The organism is Paracoccus binzhouensis (genome assembly GCF_016446475.1).
Classification (GTDB): domain Bacteria; phylum Pseudomonadota; class Alphaproteobacteria; order Rhodobacterales; family Rhodobacteraceae; genus Paracoccus; species Paracoccus binzhouensis.
The window spans coordinates 51,857-66,716 of sequence record NZ_JAEHFP010000009.1; the positions used below are offsets into that span (position 1 = coordinate 51,857).

General features: G+C 63.8%; 15 protein-coding genes. 2 read left to right on the forward strand and 13 right to left on the reverse strand.

Annotated elements, in window-relative coordinates; translation table 11 throughout:
• Positions 1 to 65: 65 nt before the first annotated feature.
• The 4 genes from I9P22_RS04600 to I9P22_RS04615 all read right to left on the reverse strand — a co-directional run bounded on the left by I9P22_RS04600 (position 66) and on the right by I9P22_RS04615 (position 3,388).
• A complete protein-coding gene (locus tag I9P22_RS04600; protein WP_199258198.1) occupies positions 66 to 704 on the reverse strand; it encodes a DsbA family oxidoreductase in 639 nt (212 codons plus the stop codon).
• Positions 704 to 1,327, reverse strand: a complete 624-nt coding sequence (wrbA, locus tag I9P22_RS04605; RefSeq protein ID WP_150282710.1) for an NAD(P)H:quinone oxidoreductase — start codon at positions 1,325 to 1,327, stop codon at positions 704 to 706. The genes I9P22_RS04600 and wrbA overlap by 1 nt, the downstream gene beginning before the upstream one ends.
• A gap of 107 nt (positions 1,328 to 1,434) precedes the next feature.
• Complete coding sequence (locus tag I9P22_RS04610; RefSeq protein ID WP_009503779.1) at positions 1,435 to 2,322, reverse strand: LysR family transcriptional regulator; 888 nt, start codon at positions 2,320 to 2,322, stop codon at positions 1,435 to 1,437.
• Positions 2,323 to 2,443: 121 nt separating this feature from the next.
• Complete coding sequence (locus I9P22_RS04615) at positions 2,444 to 3,388, reverse strand: alpha/beta fold hydrolase (RefSeq protein WP_199258199.1); 945 nt, start codon at positions 3,386 to 3,388, stop codon at positions 2,444 to 2,446.
• 88 nt (positions 3,389 to 3,476) lie between these two features.
• On the opposite strand from I9P22_RS04615, the gene I9P22_RS04620 reads away from it, so the two are divergent.
• A complete protein-coding gene (locus I9P22_RS04620) occupies positions 3,477 to 4,190 on the forward strand; it encodes a helix-turn-helix transcriptional regulator (RefSeq protein ID WP_199258200.1) in 714 nt (237 codons plus the stop codon).
• A gap of 32 nt (positions 4,191 to 4,222) precedes the next feature.
• On the opposite strand, the gene I9P22_RS04625 is transcribed toward I9P22_RS04620, so the two are convergent.
• A complete protein-coding gene (locus I9P22_RS04625) occupies positions 4,223 to 5,203 on the reverse strand; it encodes an NAD(P)-dependent alcohol dehydrogenase (protein ID WP_009503776.1) in 981 nt (326 codons plus the stop codon).
• A gap of 97 nt (positions 5,204 to 5,300) precedes the next feature.
• Between I9P22_RS04625 and I9P22_RS04630 the strand changes: the two genes are divergently transcribed.
• Positions 5,301 to 6,182: a LysR family transcriptional regulator gene (locus tag I9P22_RS04630; protein WP_009503775.1), complete on the forward strand. Its 882-nt coding sequence runs from the start codon at positions 5,301 to 5,303 to the stop codon at positions 6,180 to 6,182.
• 260 nt (positions 6,183 to 6,442) lie between these two features.
• On the opposite strand, the gene I9P22_RS04635 is transcribed toward I9P22_RS04630, so the two are convergent.
• The 8 genes from I9P22_RS04635 to I9P22_RS04670 form a co-directional block, all read right to left on the reverse strand.
• The gene (locus tag I9P22_RS04635; RefSeq protein WP_199258207.1) at positions 6,443 to 7,024 is read right to left on the reverse strand and encodes a rhomboid family intramembrane serine protease; all 582 of its coding nucleotides are present in this window, start codon (positions 7,022 to 7,024) and stop codon (positions 6,443 to 6,445) included.
• A 148-nt stretch (positions 7,025 to 7,172) separates the two neighbouring features.
• On the reverse strand, positions 7,173 to 7,709 hold the full coding sequence (locus I9P22_RS04640; RefSeq protein WP_233253210.1) for a hypothetical protein: 537 nt from the start codon (positions 7,707 to 7,709) through the stop codon (positions 7,173 to 7,175).
• 156 nt (positions 7,710 to 7,865) lie between these two features.
• Positions 7,866 to 8,594 carry a DUF736 family protein gene (locus I9P22_RS04645; RefSeq protein WP_199258201.1) on the reverse strand — a complete coding sequence of 243 codons (729 nt, stop codon included), beginning with the start codon at positions 8,592 to 8,594 and terminating at the stop codon, positions 7,866 to 7,868.
• Between the two features lie 124 nt (positions 8,595 to 8,718).
• Positions 8,719 to 9,021 carry a hypothetical protein gene (locus I9P22_RS04650; protein WP_089423635.1) on the reverse strand — a complete coding sequence of 101 codons (303 nt, stop codon included), beginning with the start codon at positions 9,019 to 9,021 and terminating at the stop codon, positions 8,719 to 8,721.
• Positions 9,022 to 9,121: 100 nt separating this feature from the next.
• Positions 9,122 to 9,583, reverse strand: a complete 462-nt coding sequence (locus I9P22_RS04655; protein WP_199258202.1) for a DUF6915 family protein — start codon at positions 9,581 to 9,583, stop codon at positions 9,122 to 9,124.
• A gap of 1 nt (position 9,584) precedes the next feature.
• On the reverse strand, positions 9,585 to 9,971 hold the full coding sequence (locus I9P22_RS04660; RefSeq protein WP_037240036.1) for a DUF6878 family protein: 387 nt from the start codon (positions 9,969 to 9,971) through the stop codon (positions 9,585 to 9,587).
• 121 nt (positions 9,972 to 10,092) lie between these two features.
• Entirely contained in the window at positions 10,093 to 14,355 is a 4,263-nt protein-coding gene (locus tag I9P22_RS04665) for a strawberry notch family protein (protein ID WP_199258203.1), read from the reverse strand.
• Positions 14,356 to 14,461: 106 nt separating this feature from the next.
• Positions 14,462 to 14,737, reverse strand: a complete 276-nt coding sequence (locus I9P22_RS04670; protein ID WP_071974127.1) for a type II toxin-antitoxin system RelE/ParE family toxin — start codon at positions 14,735 to 14,737, stop codon at positions 14,462 to 14,464.
• Positions 14,738 to 14,860 lie beyond the last annotated feature (123 nt).

Here is a 14,860-nt window from a genome sequence, read left to right on the forward strand (position 1 = left end):
GCGCGGAATGCGGTGCCTGTGCCGGGCTGCAGTGCGGAGAAATGAGAGGGTCATGGCATTTCCTTTCAGGCGACGAGGCGGAGGGCGGCGCGCAGTTGCGCGGCCAAATCCTCGCGCGGTCCGTTGACGAGCCGGGCGCCGGTCTCGCGGACGATGAGGGTTGGAATGGACCGGACCTGTAGGGCACGGGCGTGTTGCCGGTCGGTCTCGACGGCTCGAAGGGTTTCCGGGTCCTCGAAAACATCGACGAAGGCCGCAGCTTCGAAGCCCAGCTCCCGGGCGGCGTGCAGCACCGTTGCTGGGTCAGCGACGTTCCGCGCCTCCGTCAGATGCGCGCGCTGCAGGCGGTCGAACATGTCCCAGTGGGCGGCCTGTCCGCCAAGCTGCTCCGCTGTCTTGCATCCCAGTGCGGCCGTCAGCCCGTGGGGATAGTCGAAGGGCGCGGCCCGCATGGCGTCGATATCGACGAGGTCCGGTCGGTCGCTCACCTGGCGGCAGACCGCCCAGTGCCCGAGGATGGTCTCGCGGGCGTCCTCGGGCGTGCCCCAGCGGGTGGCCATCTCGGCACGGCTGGCCTGCAGGACGAAGGTGCGGTGCCGGATGTCGAGGTCGAACTCAGCGGCAAGCGTCCGCATCCGCGACGAGATGTTGAAGCACCAGCAGCAGACGACGTCGTGGAAGAAGTCGATGGTGAGGGAGGGCATTACGCGGCCTCCTCTGACAGGTTGCCCCCAGCCAGCCGCGCGGCGATCCGGGCCACATGCGCGCCCTGAAAACGCGCGCCGGCGAGGTCGGTCTCTGTCGGTGCGCGCGAGCCGTCTGCGCCTGCAATCGTGCCCGCCCCATAGGGCGCACCGCCGACGATCCCTTCGGCCGTCGTCTGACCGGCGAAGGTGTAGGGCATTCCGGCTATAAGCATCCCGAAATGCTGGAGCGGGATCTGAGTGGACAGCAGCGTCGCCTCGTGCCCGCCATGCTGCGAGCCGGTGGAGGCGAAGACGGCGGCGACCTTGCCGACCAGAGCATTCCGTGCCCAGAGGCCACCAGCCTGGTCGAGGAAGGATTTCATCTGCCCGGCCATCATGCCGAAGAGCGTCGGCGTGCCGAAGATGATGGCGTCATAGGCCTCCAGATCGGCCGGCGCAGCCACGGGCGTGTCATCTGGGGCGAAGCCGACCTTTTGCCGGATTTCCTCGGGAACAGTTTCAGGCACGCGACGCATGTCGACATGGGTACCGGGCACGCTGCGTGCGCCTTCGACTTCGGCCTGCGCAAGGGCGCGGACATGGCCATAGCTGGAATAGTAAAGAACAAGAACGCGGGTCATGGGATCCTCTCAGTGCATTGGGTTTCGATGCCTGAGAGGATGGGGGATCGGTCGGGCCGCAATAACCCGCTGACTGTCACTTCATTCTTTACGCCAGTTGAAGAATGTCAGGACCGGAGCGTCGCGCGCAGGTGGTCGAGGAAGGCCGTGACCTTCGCGTCCATCCCCAGCCGCGAGGCCGTCACGGCGAAGATCTCCGGCGCGGGAAGCTCCCAGTTGGGCAGGACGCGCACCAGCGCGCCCCGCGCCTCGGCCTCGTTTGAGACGAAGTCCGGCAAGGTGCCGATGCCCTGGCCCGCGATCAGGAGATCGCGCAGGACGAGGCTGTTGCCGACACGAACCGGCGGATCGACGTCGATCGTGACCGTGCCGGAAGGGCCTGTCAGCGCCCATGTGGTCAGGTGGTCCGCAAGCAGGAAGCCGATCACCCGGTGCCGGGCGATGTCCTGCGGGACAACCGGCACGCCCGCCCGTTCCAGATAGGCGGGTGCCGCGAAGATCCGCTGCCGCATCGTCCCGACCCTGCGCGCCACCAGCGCCGAGTCCGGCATGGCAGGCCGGATGCGGATCGAGACATCGAACCCGCCCTCGACCATGTCCACCACCCGGTCGTCCATGGACAGCGTCAGACGCAGATCGGGATAGGCGTCGAGAAACCCGGGCAGGATCGGCGCGATCACGGTCTGCCCGAACGAGCTGGAGGCGTTGACCTTGAGGTGCCCCCGCACCGCCCCGGCACCATCGCGGATGCGCGTCTCGACCCCGGCAACGGCATCCAGAATGCCTGTCGCCTCGTCGTAGTAGAGCCGCCCGGCATCAGTGAGCGACATGGAGCGGGTCGTTCGGGTGAGCAGCGTCGTGCCAAGACTCTCTTCGAGCAGCTTGATCTCGCGGCTCAGAAGCGCAGGCGACACGCCAAGATCCTCCGCCGCACGCGCGAAGCTGCCGCGCTCGACAATGCGGCGGAAGGCGTGCATGACGGAAAGCTTGTCCATTCTTCTCGGTCGTTCCTCGCGTGAGCGCCCCTTGCGGGTCGCATGTACCTCGACCCTATCACGGGCACGGCAAGGCGCGAACGGATTGCGTTCGCGCCCGCCGATGGACCGTGACCGCCGCCTAAGCCGCCTGCCGAACCGCAAGCCAGTCCAGGATCGCCCGAGTGGTCTCGTTGGGCTTCTCCTGCTGGATCCAGTGGCCGCTGTCGAGGCTGAGCACCTCCACATTCGGGACGAAATCCGCGATGGTTTCGGACGGCGGAATCATGTCTCGCGTTCCGTAGATCATGAGTGCCGGCTGCCGGACGATGGGGTCCACTTCCGCCAGAATGTGCCAGTTGCGATCCATGTTCCTGTACCAATTGATGCTTGCCGTGAACCCGGTTGCCTCGAAGGCCGCGATGAACACGGCAAGATCCGCGTCGCTCATCACGGGATCACCTGCGGGGGCTGCGGCCGTGGCGAGGTTGATCATCATCATGCCCGGCTCGGGCGGCGCAGGCGGCAGGTTCTTGCGGAACAGGTTGCGTAGGAAGCAATCGGTGTGGGCATCCAGCACAGCGTCCGCGACACCGGGCTGACGGTTGAAGTGGACGAAATAATTGTCGGGCCCAAATACGCTTTCCATGAACTCGATCCATGGGACTGGGGTGCGAGGCTGGTAGGGCAGCGCCAAGTTGATGATCCGGGTCACACGAGCCGGATTCAGGAGTGCCATGCTCCAGACGACGTTTGCGCCCCAGTCATGACCAACGAAGGTGGCCGCTTCGTACCCGAAGTGGTCGAGAAGCGCTGCGAGATCGTCCGTCAGATGAGCGATGTCGTAGTCTTCCACCTTGGTCGGGCGTGACGAGTTCCCGTAGCCCCTTTGGTTTGGAACGATGACGTGGTAACCCGCCGCCGCCAGCGCCGGTATCTGGTGGCGCCACGAATAGGCATGCTCGGGCCATCCGTGGCACAGCACGATCGGGTTTCCTCGATTCTCTCGACCGGCCTCGAAGACCTCGAGGTGGGAATTGCCCAGCGAAACGAGCGTGGGCGCGGGGAAATCAGCGTTTCGGTTCATGGCAGTCTATCCTTTGTTAATTGCCTCGACGCTCGCCTATCTCAAAAAGGTTTCAAATCCTGACACCTTTGTATGGTATTAAGCCTCCATGAAGAGCCGTAGCCGACAAGACGCCATCGTGCGGACCCTGCGCCGTAACGGAACAAGCACAATCGACGCGCTGGTCCGAGAGGTCAGTGCGTCGCGCAGCACGATCATGCGAGACCTGTCGGCGCTGCGCGACGAGGGCTATGTGATCCACGCCGAACAGGGCCGCGGCGGCGGATTGTACCTCGATCCGGGCTCGGTGCAGACCACGGCCCGGCTTTCGGTCGCGGAGGTGTTCGCGCTCATCATCGGCGTCTCAAGCATGCGCGCCGCCCGGACGCTTCCGTTCGCAAGCCTTGCCGATGCCGGGCTTGCCAAGATCGAGAAGGCCTTGCCATCCGACAAGCTCCGAGATCTGCGCCGCCTCCTCGATTGTCTCTATGTCGGGCCCCTGGCTCCCCAAGTCGACACGTCGAACCTTGGAGATATGGAGGCCGCCCTGTTGCCCGCATTCGAGCAGTCGTTTCTCGAGCGCTTGTGCCTGAGGTTCCGCTATCGCGACGCCAAAGGGACCGAGACCGAAAGGCAGGTCGAGCCGCAGGCCATGCTGATGCTACCGCCACTGTGGTACCTGGTCGCCTGGGATCCGATGCGCGAGGATTTCCGGCATTTCCGCATGGACCGGATCAGCCGGCCCGAAGTGGTCGAAGGCACGGCATTTCGAACGAGGCGCGTCCAGTTTGATGATGGCGTGCAACCCGTTCGATACGCCTAGCGGCGGTCAGTTGGCGGCGAGGGCAGCGGAGGTCAAACGACGACGACGTTCCCGCGCTTGTGTCCCGTTTCCATGTGGCGGTGCGCATCAATCAGATCGGTCAGGGGATAGATCCGGTCGAGCACGGGCGACAAGGTTCCGGCCTCAAGCATTGCCAGAAGATGTACCAGGTGGGCGCGCAGGATCTCCGGCGACTGCAGGCCCGCAGCGGCGAACAAGGCGCGGCGATGGCCGATCAGGCGGCTTTGCAACATCGCGCCCAGAAGCGGCAGCGTCAGCACGGGGCAGACATAGCGCCCGTTATTCGTCAGCCGGGCCTTGGCTGTTCCGAAGGTACTGATGCCGAGCGTGTCGAAAATCACATCGTAGCGCTCTGGCAGAGTGGTGAAATCCTCTTGGGTGTAGTCGATGATCCGGTCCGCACCCAGTCCCGCGACAAAGGCGGTGTTCCGCGTGCTGCAGGTTGCAGCAACATGGGATCTGGCCGCCTTGGCGATCTGCACCGCCGCAGTGCCGAGGCTGCCTGATCCGCCAAGGATCAGCACGCGCTGCCCCGGCCGCACCTGCGCGACCTCATGCAGAAAATGATACGATGTCAGCGGACCGTCGCACATCACGGCGGCGTCCTCATGCGCCAGCGCGCGGGGCTTCTTCATCAGCACGCTCGCCTCATCAAGACAGATGTGGCTGGCATTGGCCCCGAACTTCATCCCCGCCTCGCCGAAGACGGCGTCGCCCACGGCAAACCGGCCAACCTTGTGTCCGATTGCGATCACCTCACCCGAAAGCCCGGTACCGGACAGGTTCTGGCGCGGTCGGCGCAGGCCGAGGAACGGCCGCGCAAACAGCGGCCGTCCGGCGCGCATCATGCCATCGGCCCGGGTCACGGCCGAGGCGCGGATGCGGATCAGGATTTCCGTGGGGCCGGGCGTCGGCATCGCCCGGGTCACGGGGTTCAAGACCTCGGGGGCGCCATAGCGTTCGATGCTCCATGCGGTGAGGGTAGCAGTCATGGGGTTCTCCTTTCGGTGTGAGTGCCCCCAATCTATCGGGTCGAATTTCCACCAGATATTGCCATTTATGGCCCGGTGTGGTTCATAATCGTTCCATATGGTGGATTGGAAATCTCTTCCGGCCTTTCTGGCCGTTGCGCGGGCGGGATCGCTGCGCGGGGCTGCCGAGCAGTTGGACGGCACCCATGCAACGGTGCGTCGGCAGGTCGAGGGGCTGGAAGCGCAACTGGGTGTCCAACTGTTCCGGCGCAGTGCAGGGGGGCTGGAGCTGTCGGCGGCGGGCCGCAAGCTGCTTCCTCAGGCGCTAGAGGCGGAAGCGTCCCTGCGTCAGGGGTTCAACGCCGTTCGTGGGCTCGACAGCGAGGCGGCGGGCCGCATCCGACTGTCGGCCGACCCGATGACGGCACATTTCCTGCTGGCGCCGGTTATGGGCGAGTTCCTGTCGCTCTATCCCGACATCCACATCGACATGAAACTGTCCTACGCTATCGACTCGATCGAAAGGCTGGAAACCGACATATCGATCCGCCATGTGCGCGACCTCACCGGCGACGCCGTGGGGCGCAAGCTGTTTCCGCTGTCGCTGGGCGTCTTCGCCTCGCGTAGCTACATCGACAGGCATCTGCACGATGCCGGGCCGCGTGGCGAGGGACTGACCTGGCTTGGCTACGGCGAGGTGCCGGAGTTGCAGGCGATGATCGCGGCCTCGCCTTTTCCACATGCGAAGGTGCGCCATGCCATCGCCGATCCGGCGATGCACATGCATCTCGCCAGGGCCGGGGCAGGAATGACCTTTCTGGCGGCCTGGGTGCAAAGCGTCTTTCCCGAGTTGCAGCGGGTGCCGGGAACCGACCTCGACCAGAGCCGCTCGACCTGGGTGCTGATGCACGGCGATCTGCGCCGGGTGCATCGGGTCAGGCTCTTTGTCGATTTCCTCTACGAAAGCCTGCTCGAGCGACGCGCTGACTTCATCGGCTGATTGTCACTTCAGCCTTGATGCGCGTTTGGCCGCGAAGATTACATCTCCGGAATTGCTGCATATTGTATCCTGACCGAGCGCCTAACTTGAGCTTCTTCTTTCAACTCTTTCAATAATTTATGGCGGAGAGAGTTCTACGTCAGGCCCATTTCCTCCAGTACTTGGACTTATCAGGGGGTGCAATTTGCCCTGACCATCTTCGCAAAGCTGCCGTTAAAGATTCATGGTATGAGCGAACGCTAAGGGCCGAGTGTAGGGCTTCAGTCCAGATCGACACCGCCGAGGCGCGGCACATGGACATGCGTTCGTACAAGAAATGCGGCGGCCGCGCCGGCCAAAGCGCCGAACAGATGAGCCTCCCAAGAGACGCCGGGTTGGCCCGGAAGAACGCCCCAGAGAATTGAGCCATAGAGGACACCGACCACCAGTGCCGCGCCCAGCGTGATCAATGAGCGATCCACGAAGCCGCGCGCGACGAGGAAGCCAAACCAGCCGAAGACCAACCCTGACGCACCGATATGGATGGCGGAGCTTCCGAACAGCCAGACGAGTCCGCCGCCGAGGCCGATCACCACTGCGTTCACCGGCAGCAAGGCCCTCGTGGTCGTGGCCACCAGCAGCCCACCCATCACCAGGAGCGGCGGCGTATTGGCCATCAGGTGCGCGAAACTTCCATGCAGGAGGGGCATGGCGATGACGCCATCCAATCCGCTGACGTGCCGGGGGATCAGGCCGAAGGCCGGGTTCAAGCCGTAACCGATGATCCAATTGACGAGGTGAATCGCCCAGAGCAGTGCGACAAAGGCGACAAGCGCTGCGGCGCGCCGGAAGAAGGCGCGCATGTGATCCCGGTTCATCATGTTGGCGACAGTAGACGTCACCACAGCACCTTCAACGGCTTCCGCACGCTGCACAGGGTGCCACCTCCGGGAAAGGGGGTTTGAGGCGGCCAACTTGGTCAAGGCCCAAGGCAAGAGAACGGCCTCGATCTTACACGGTGTTCCCCGGACGAAAGGGCTGCGGTTCACGCTCGGGGCGCTTCAGGGCTTCGGCGTATTTGCGGGCATTGTCGTCAATCGTGCCGTGCCAAAGCTTCGAGACGAAGGCCTGGGCGTCTTGGACCGTCATGTCCTTCAGCGAAGAGGACAGCGCCATGAACAACTCATCCTCGCTGATCGCGGCGGCACGGTGCATGGCATCCGCGTAAAATGACGGGTCGTTGAGAACCTGCTCGTTCAGCGGCATCCGCGCGAGGTTCTCTTCCGGGATCGCCATGAAGATCGTGTCCTGCAGCTCGGTCAGATACGCACGCCGCGATGTGGACACCGGCTTTCCCACCGCCTTGGCCTCCAGATATGCCTGCCTGGTCCTGTCGAGCTTTGCCCTTGCATGGGTCATGATGACAGCGAGCTTTCGGGCGGGTAGCGCGAATCCGGTGCAGCGCTCGATATGGGCGAGGAGATCTGCAACCTCTGCCTCAACATCAAGGTTGTCAAACCATAGAACCGTCCCTGATCTAGCCGCCACGCGCCCGCCCTCGATATTGCGTTAATATATTATTGTATCGCATTTACACCAGATCGCAAGCGGGGGGCGTCCTTCACGCAAACGGACATGGAAAAAGGGGAACCGTGGTCCCACGGCTCCCCTTTGGATTCAGATCGTCTCCCCCTCACGCGCCGACTAGGCGACCAACGACAGCCCCGCGCCTGCGTCCTGCGGCTGCTCACCACTGTCGATGAACGGGATGATCGAGAAGGTCTGCCCGCCGCGCTGTTCTTCGTTCTGCACGGCGTTGACGCGCAGGTCGCCATCGGGCGTGTTGATCAGCAGCGACAGGTAGTTATTGCCCGTGCGGCTGCTTTTCGCCATCCAGGCCGAGCCGATGCGGATCGGTGTGCCCCGGGGCGAGCTGACCTCGATGCGGTAATCGGGGTGGGTTTCCTCGGATTTGTAGCTGTTCTCGATCAGCATGAACTCCAGATCGAACATCATGTTGGCGATGTAGCCGGTGAAGGCGTTGTCGGCGTCCATGGCGGTGAGCTCGCCCGAGATCGAGCCGGATTTCATCAGGCCGTTCGAGACCAGCGGGATGATCTCGAATTCGCCGCTCTGGGCCGCGCGCGCCTCTTTCGTCTGCACCGCGTTGACCCGGAACGGGCCGAGGCCGACATCGATCTGCATCGAGATGTAGGGGTTGCCGCTGGTATTCCCGGTCTCGTTCCAGGCCGTGCCGATACGCACCTTGCGGCCTGATTTGTTGACTGCCGTCACGTCGTAATCCGGGCTGCGAGCGGACATCTTGGCCCGTGCCTCGAGCTGGATGGCGATGTCAAAGCGCGTCGAATGGATCATGCCGGTGTACTCGGCGGCTGCGGTCTCGACATTGCGGGTGAGGGTTCCTGCGAACATGGGATGGTTCCTTTTGGATTGGCCGGTGCCTGACGTTTTTGCCAACGCATCCGGGATTGCTTTCTCGACCCCTTGAGGGATCACAAATCAGAAAGCCTGCTTTCCTTTCAGCCCCGCCCACGGGTCAAAGCTGCCGTCCGAGTGGGAATGCCCCCGCGCCTCCGGGTGCTACGCCCCTCCCCTGCCCGTCTGGTCTTGATTGGTTGCCCGGATTTTCTGCGGCGTCCTTCGATTGCGCGACGAAGAACTCCGTTTCTTTTCCGTTCAACCGGTGCCCGCCCCGGTCGGTCAGACCGATGCAGCTACCATTCGGCACATAGGTGATGAGGTACTGACCGAGCCGGTCCTTGTGGACAACGTAGCCGGTATTGGCCCAATGCACGGTCTGGCCGGCATCAACGGCCGCCTTGATGTCTTCGAGTGTCATGCGAACCTCCTTACGAAGAATGGTGGGGAAACGACGCAAGAAGTCCGATCTTCCGACCGGGCTTCCATGCAAGATTTGTTTGGCAAACGGCCGAGAGCTGTCAGGCGCTTTGCGTGGCTTGCGTCGCGCGCGCCGCTATCCAATCCTTCAGGCCAAGAACCGTTCTTCCGGCGGCGACCTCGGAGGCCCAGGCAACCCTTGGGTCGCCGCAGGGCTCATCGCCGGAATGCCGGTCGATGTGGCCATTGGCCATCCATGGCTCAGGCTGTATCCGTCGCAGCCAGTCCGCCATGCTCGGGATGCGGCCCTGGCAGTCTTCACGGATATGCTGCTCGCCGATCCAGCGCACGGGGATGTCGCGGCCCGCACTATTCGTCAGTGTCAGGCCAAAAACCCGTTCGGCCTCAAACAGGCCTTGCGCATGGTGACGCATGGCGCGGTGCGTGAAGAGCGCGAGGTGCTCTTTCGAGGCGTCAAACCAATCGTGCAGAGACTGATAGTCAGACGGCACCCCGCCGAATTTTCGGGCAGAGCTTTCAGCATGATGAAGCGGATGGGCCATCTCAAAGCCCCTCGTCATAGCTGTGCGAGCATTCGACATAGCGGTCCGCGTGATCGAGGATGATGCTGTCTAGTGCTATGTCCCAGGTCAGCGTGCCGTAGCCGCCCTCGTTGTTTTCGAACCCCGGGTGATGGTGATAGGCGAGCGACCAGGCGAAGTCGCCAACCTCTGTGGCAAGCGCCTCCGGCAGTTGGACCTCTGCAGGCTGCACCGTGACATCCTCGACATTGCCGGAGTCGCCATAGCCTTCGTATTCGGCAGTGACCTCGCTGATGCCAAGCGCACGTAGTTGCGCGAGCAGCTCCGTTCGGGATGCCTTCAATGTGGTTTCGCGCTCTGCACGCCACTGAGCCGCCATTGCGGCATAGTCGATCTGGGGATTGGTCATGGGTCTGTCCTCTTGTCTGAATTTGGGGGGCCGGGCGTGGCATTGGTCTGCCCGCGCCCGGAAAGCGCAGCCCGGGCAAACCCCGATCCGCGACGCCCGACCGAAAGCCCGCTTTGACTTTTCAGGCGGCTTGTTCTGACGTCATGGCGGCTTCCTGCCCCACGATCCGGGCCAGAATGCTTCCCGTGTCGATCCCGTCCCCATGCGGCAGGAACACCCGCAGCTGGAAGGCGATGATCTCAGTGAAACACCCCATTGCCTTGAGGCCATCAATCATGCCCCGATCCGCGCCGCCCAGCTCGAGGCGCATCTCGCCTGCGACACGGCGACGGGTCAGGGTCAGACCCCGGCCCAGATCGACAGGCGCGGTGGTGCCGAGGGCGGCGGTCAACATCTCCTGCGGTGTTTGCGGGTTGGAGACGAGGAAGCGGGCGCGCAGCGCGGCCGCCCCTTCCTCGCTCAGCGTGCGCCCGATCATGGCGGTCGCCCCATCGGGCGTGACCCGGTAGATGCGCTCATTGGTGGTCGGAATGTCCTTCCAGATCGGCAACAAGAGCCCGGTCAGCAGGTAGAGCTTGGTCGTGGTGGTTTTTGGCAGGGACGCAGCCTCGGCATCCCAAAGCCTTGCAAACTCGGGCCTTCCGATGTCTTCCCAGGCCGAGGACTCAAACCGTGCCTCTTCGAGGTAGCTCGACCCGTTTGGACGCACCGCCTTGCGCATCAGCGTGACGATGTCCTCGTCATACATCTGCATAGGGCGCGCCGAGATGAGCGCCGCGCGGCCGGAGGCGCGATTCACCATCGGTAGCTTGTCGGGGTTGCGCGATATGGCCTCTTCGGCCCCAAGGACGTGGACCGGGTCGGTGACCTCCAGCCCGATGATCCGCGTCACGGCGCCGGATTTCGGGCAGGTCCAGAGATCCTCCGTGGAGACCTGTTCGATCTTTTCGCCGCGCAGGGTTTCGACGCCGAGATCGAGTGTGCCCGCCGCGCGCGCCCGTTCAGTCTGATCGGCAATCCGGCGCATGAACTCGGCAAAGAGCGCGTTCTGCATGTGGATGGGCAGCGCCAGCACCCGGTTGAGAAACCGCTGGATCGGGGGAAGCTCCTCGAGAAGCACCCCGTCCTTGTCGATCAGCCGCAAGGCCGTCCAGTCGGTGAAGCTCTCGTAGCTCATCGCCTCGGCCCGCCCGGCAGCAAGATCGGCGAAATACCCGCGCAGCGCCGCTCGTGCAATCGGGCTTTCGAGATTGTCCTCCTCGCGGAACATGCCCTGCGAGCCGGTCTCGCGCTGGCCCTTCGTCAAGGCCCCCAGCTGGTCGAGGCGCTTGGCAATCGTCGAGGTGAAACGCTTCTCGCCATGCACATCGGAGGTGCAGACCCGGAAGAAGGGCGCGCTGACCTGGGCCGAGCGATGCGTGCGGCCGAGCCCCTGGATGGCCGCATCGGCGCGCCAGCCGGGCTCCAACAGGTAGTGCCGGCGCCGTTTCTGGTTCTTCGCCGTTTGCGCCGCGTGATAGGATCGGCCAGTACCGCCTGCATCGGAGAAGATCAGGATATCCTTTTCGCCGTCCATGAAGGCTTGGGTCTCGGACGAATTGCTGCTGGCGGCGCGCTTCTCGATGAAGAGATGACCATCCTCGGCCTTCAAAGGGCGGATGGACCGACCCGTGACCTCTGCGACGGCCTCGTCGCCAAAAGCCCAGAGGATCTGATCGAGCGCCGAGGGGATCGGGGCCAGCGTCATCAACTCCATCATGGCCGCATCACGCAGGGCGAGCGCCTCGCGCGAGACGACGAGCGCGCCGGTCTCATCCCGCAAGGGTTCCGCCACCATATTGCCGTCGACCTCGACCAGCTTTTGCGCATGGATCGGGAAAGCCTGTTCGAGGTAGGCCAGTACGTAATCGCGCGGCGTCAAGGCACCCTCGACAAGTTCATCCTCGGGGTCCATCGTCTCAAGCCGGCGTTTCAGCAGACTCTCGCCCGTCGAGACCACCTGGATGACGCAAGCCTTGCTCGCCGCCAGATCGTCCTTGATTGCGCGGATGATGCTTTGAGCCTTCATGCCCATCAGGAGATGGTTGAAGAAGCGCTGTTTCGTGCTCTCGAAGCGGGACTTGGCCGAGGCGCGTGCGGCCGACGCATTGGTCTCGCCCGAGGCGTCGTTGACGCCGGTCGCCGTCAGCGCGGCTTCGAGATTGTGGTGGATGGTGCGAAACGCACCCGCATAGGCGTCGTAAATCTCGATCTGGGCCGGGGTGAGCGCGTGTTCGAGCACGTCATACTCCACGCCGTCGAAGCTGAGGGCGCGGGCCGTGTAGAGGCCGAGCGTCTTGAGATCGCGGGCGACCACCTCCATGGCGGCAACGCCGCCGGCTTCCATCGCCGACACAAAGCTCTCGCGGCTCGGGAAGGGATATTCGGGGCCCTGCCCCCAGAGCCCCAGCCGCGCGGCATAGGCGAGGTTGTGCACGCTCGTGGCACCCGTGGCCGAGATGTAGAAGACGCGGGCGCGGGGTGCTGCCAGTTGCAGACGCAGGCCCGCGAGGCCCTGCTGGGAGGGTTTGGCCCCCCTGCCCTGCTCGGACCCCGCCGCATTCTGCATGGCATGGGCCTCATCAAAAGCCAGCACGCCGTCGAACCCCTCGCCCATCCAGTCGAGGATCTGGCTCAGCCGCGTGGTGCCGCATTTGCCCGCAGAGCGCAGCGTGGCGTAGGTGACGAAGAGGATACCATCGCCCATCGGGATGGGCTGGTCCGGTTTCCATTTGGAGAGCGGCTGGATGTCGGCGGGCGAGCCGCCCAGATCGGCCCAGTCGCGGATCGCGTCCTCGATAAGCGTGGCGGACTTGGAGACCCAGATCGCCTTCCTGCGCCCGGCCAGCCAGTTGACGAGGATGAGCCCTGCGCATTCGCGCCCCTTGCCGCAGCCGGTGCCGTCGCCGAGGAAATACCCGAGGCGATAGGCACATGCCTCCGGGTCTGCATCGGCGCGCGTCAGCTTGGTCTGGTCGTCATCGATTTTGAACCGCCCCGGCAGGTCGCGCCCATGGGCATCATGGGCCATGATGATGGTCTCGAGCTGCGCCTCGGAGAGATGTCCCTCCTCGATCAGCTTGCCGGGCAGACGCAATTCCGCGCTTGCGGCACCTGAGGGCACAGGTGGCCCGACAGAGGCCATGGCGATGCTTTCGACCAGCGGCGTGGGATGTTCCTGCGCACCTGCGATCTCGATCCGCTGTGGACGGTAGCGCGCATAGATATCCGAGACGGGCGTATTATCGCGTGGGGTCTCAAGGGTTGTGAAGCTGAGCGGGACGACCGCATTGGTCCGGGGCTTGGAGGCGGCGACAGGCGCAGCGGCGGTCTTGCGCGGGGCAGAGGATGGAACGGTCGCCCGAGCATGAGGGAATGCTTCAGCCCGCTGGGCGGGGCGCATCTCAGGCCGGGTTGCGGCCACGGCGTCGACAAAAGGAAGGGCTTCATCCAAGTCCCGGACGCTGGCGCGGATCATCTCGCCGTCCTCAAGCACCTTGTCGAAGACCATCAGCTGGGTTTCGACAGAGGTGCCGAGCTTGCGGTAGACCTGCCCCGGCATCGTCAACGCCAGTCGCGGCGTCAGGAGACCGCAGGCGCGGGACCAATGCGCGGCATCGCGCTCAGATGTGAACCCCGGCGGCATGATCGCCACCAGCCGCCCGCCGGGCGCGAGACGCTTTGCAGCCGCAATGAGATGTTTGGCAGCGATGTGCTTGTCTCGCGAGCGATCGACCGAGGAGGCAAAGGGCGGGTTCATCACCACGACGTCGGGTAGAACCGGCGTCTGCAGCAGATCGTCGATATGCTCACCGTCATGGCCCGTCACATCGCCGCCAAAGACCGCGCGCAAAAGGCTCTGGCGAAAGGGCTCGATCTCGTTGAGCACAAGCGTGGCACCGGCCCGGGCGGCGAAAGCGGCCAAGGCGCCGGTGCCCGCCGAGGGCTCCAGAACGGTCTCGCCCTTGCGGACCGCCGCCGCCCGCACGGCCAAGGCGGAAAATGGCAGTGGCGTGGAAAACTGCTGCAGCCGGATCTGCTGCTCTGACCGGCGGGTTTCCGTCAGCAGCCGTGAGGCAAGCAGCTTTGCAGCAGCGATGTCACCTGCCGCGTCGGCCCCACGCAGCAGCACCTGGACGGCCGCGGCCTGCATCAGGTCATAGGCCATGCGCCAGTCCCAGGCACCGCCGGCATCGCTGCCATGAAACGTCTCGCGCATGATGCGCGCCAGCGCTGAACTGCGCAGGGGTTGGTGGTCGACCTCCGCACCGATCTGCGCGAGGGCAGAGGTGAGGTTAGCGTCGGATTCAACAGGATTGGGGAGCGTTGAGAAAGGCTTGGACATGGGAAATTCCTTTGGATCAGGGTCTGAGTTCCAAAGGACAAAAAGCCCGCTCTACACTTTGAAGGCGTAGAGCGGGCAATTTCTTAGCGGGGGGCCTGCACCCCGATCATGGCCACTGCTGCGCAGCATGAAGAACGCGCAAAATGGTCACCATCTCAGGGCTTTCAGCATAAACCACGATGTAGTTCGGCCGAACAACCATCTCCCTAGTCCCGTCCACACGGCCCGCGCGGTACATCTGAGGGCGTTCTGGAAGGAGGGACGTCTTGTGTTCAATCTCGTCTTTGAGAACTTGGGCGGCATCCGGGTTGTCGTCAGAGATGTAGTCAATGATTGCCAGCAAGTCGGCTATGGCCGTGGCTTTCCATTCAAGATTTGGCAAGGCGCTTCCCGTCAATCAATGCCTGGGCGTCTTGCAGGTTCTGTCGCAAAGCTTCTTGGCCCTCGCGATTTCCCTGTCGGTCGCCTATATATTTTTCCTTCCAGAAGCTGCGCAGGTGAGGGC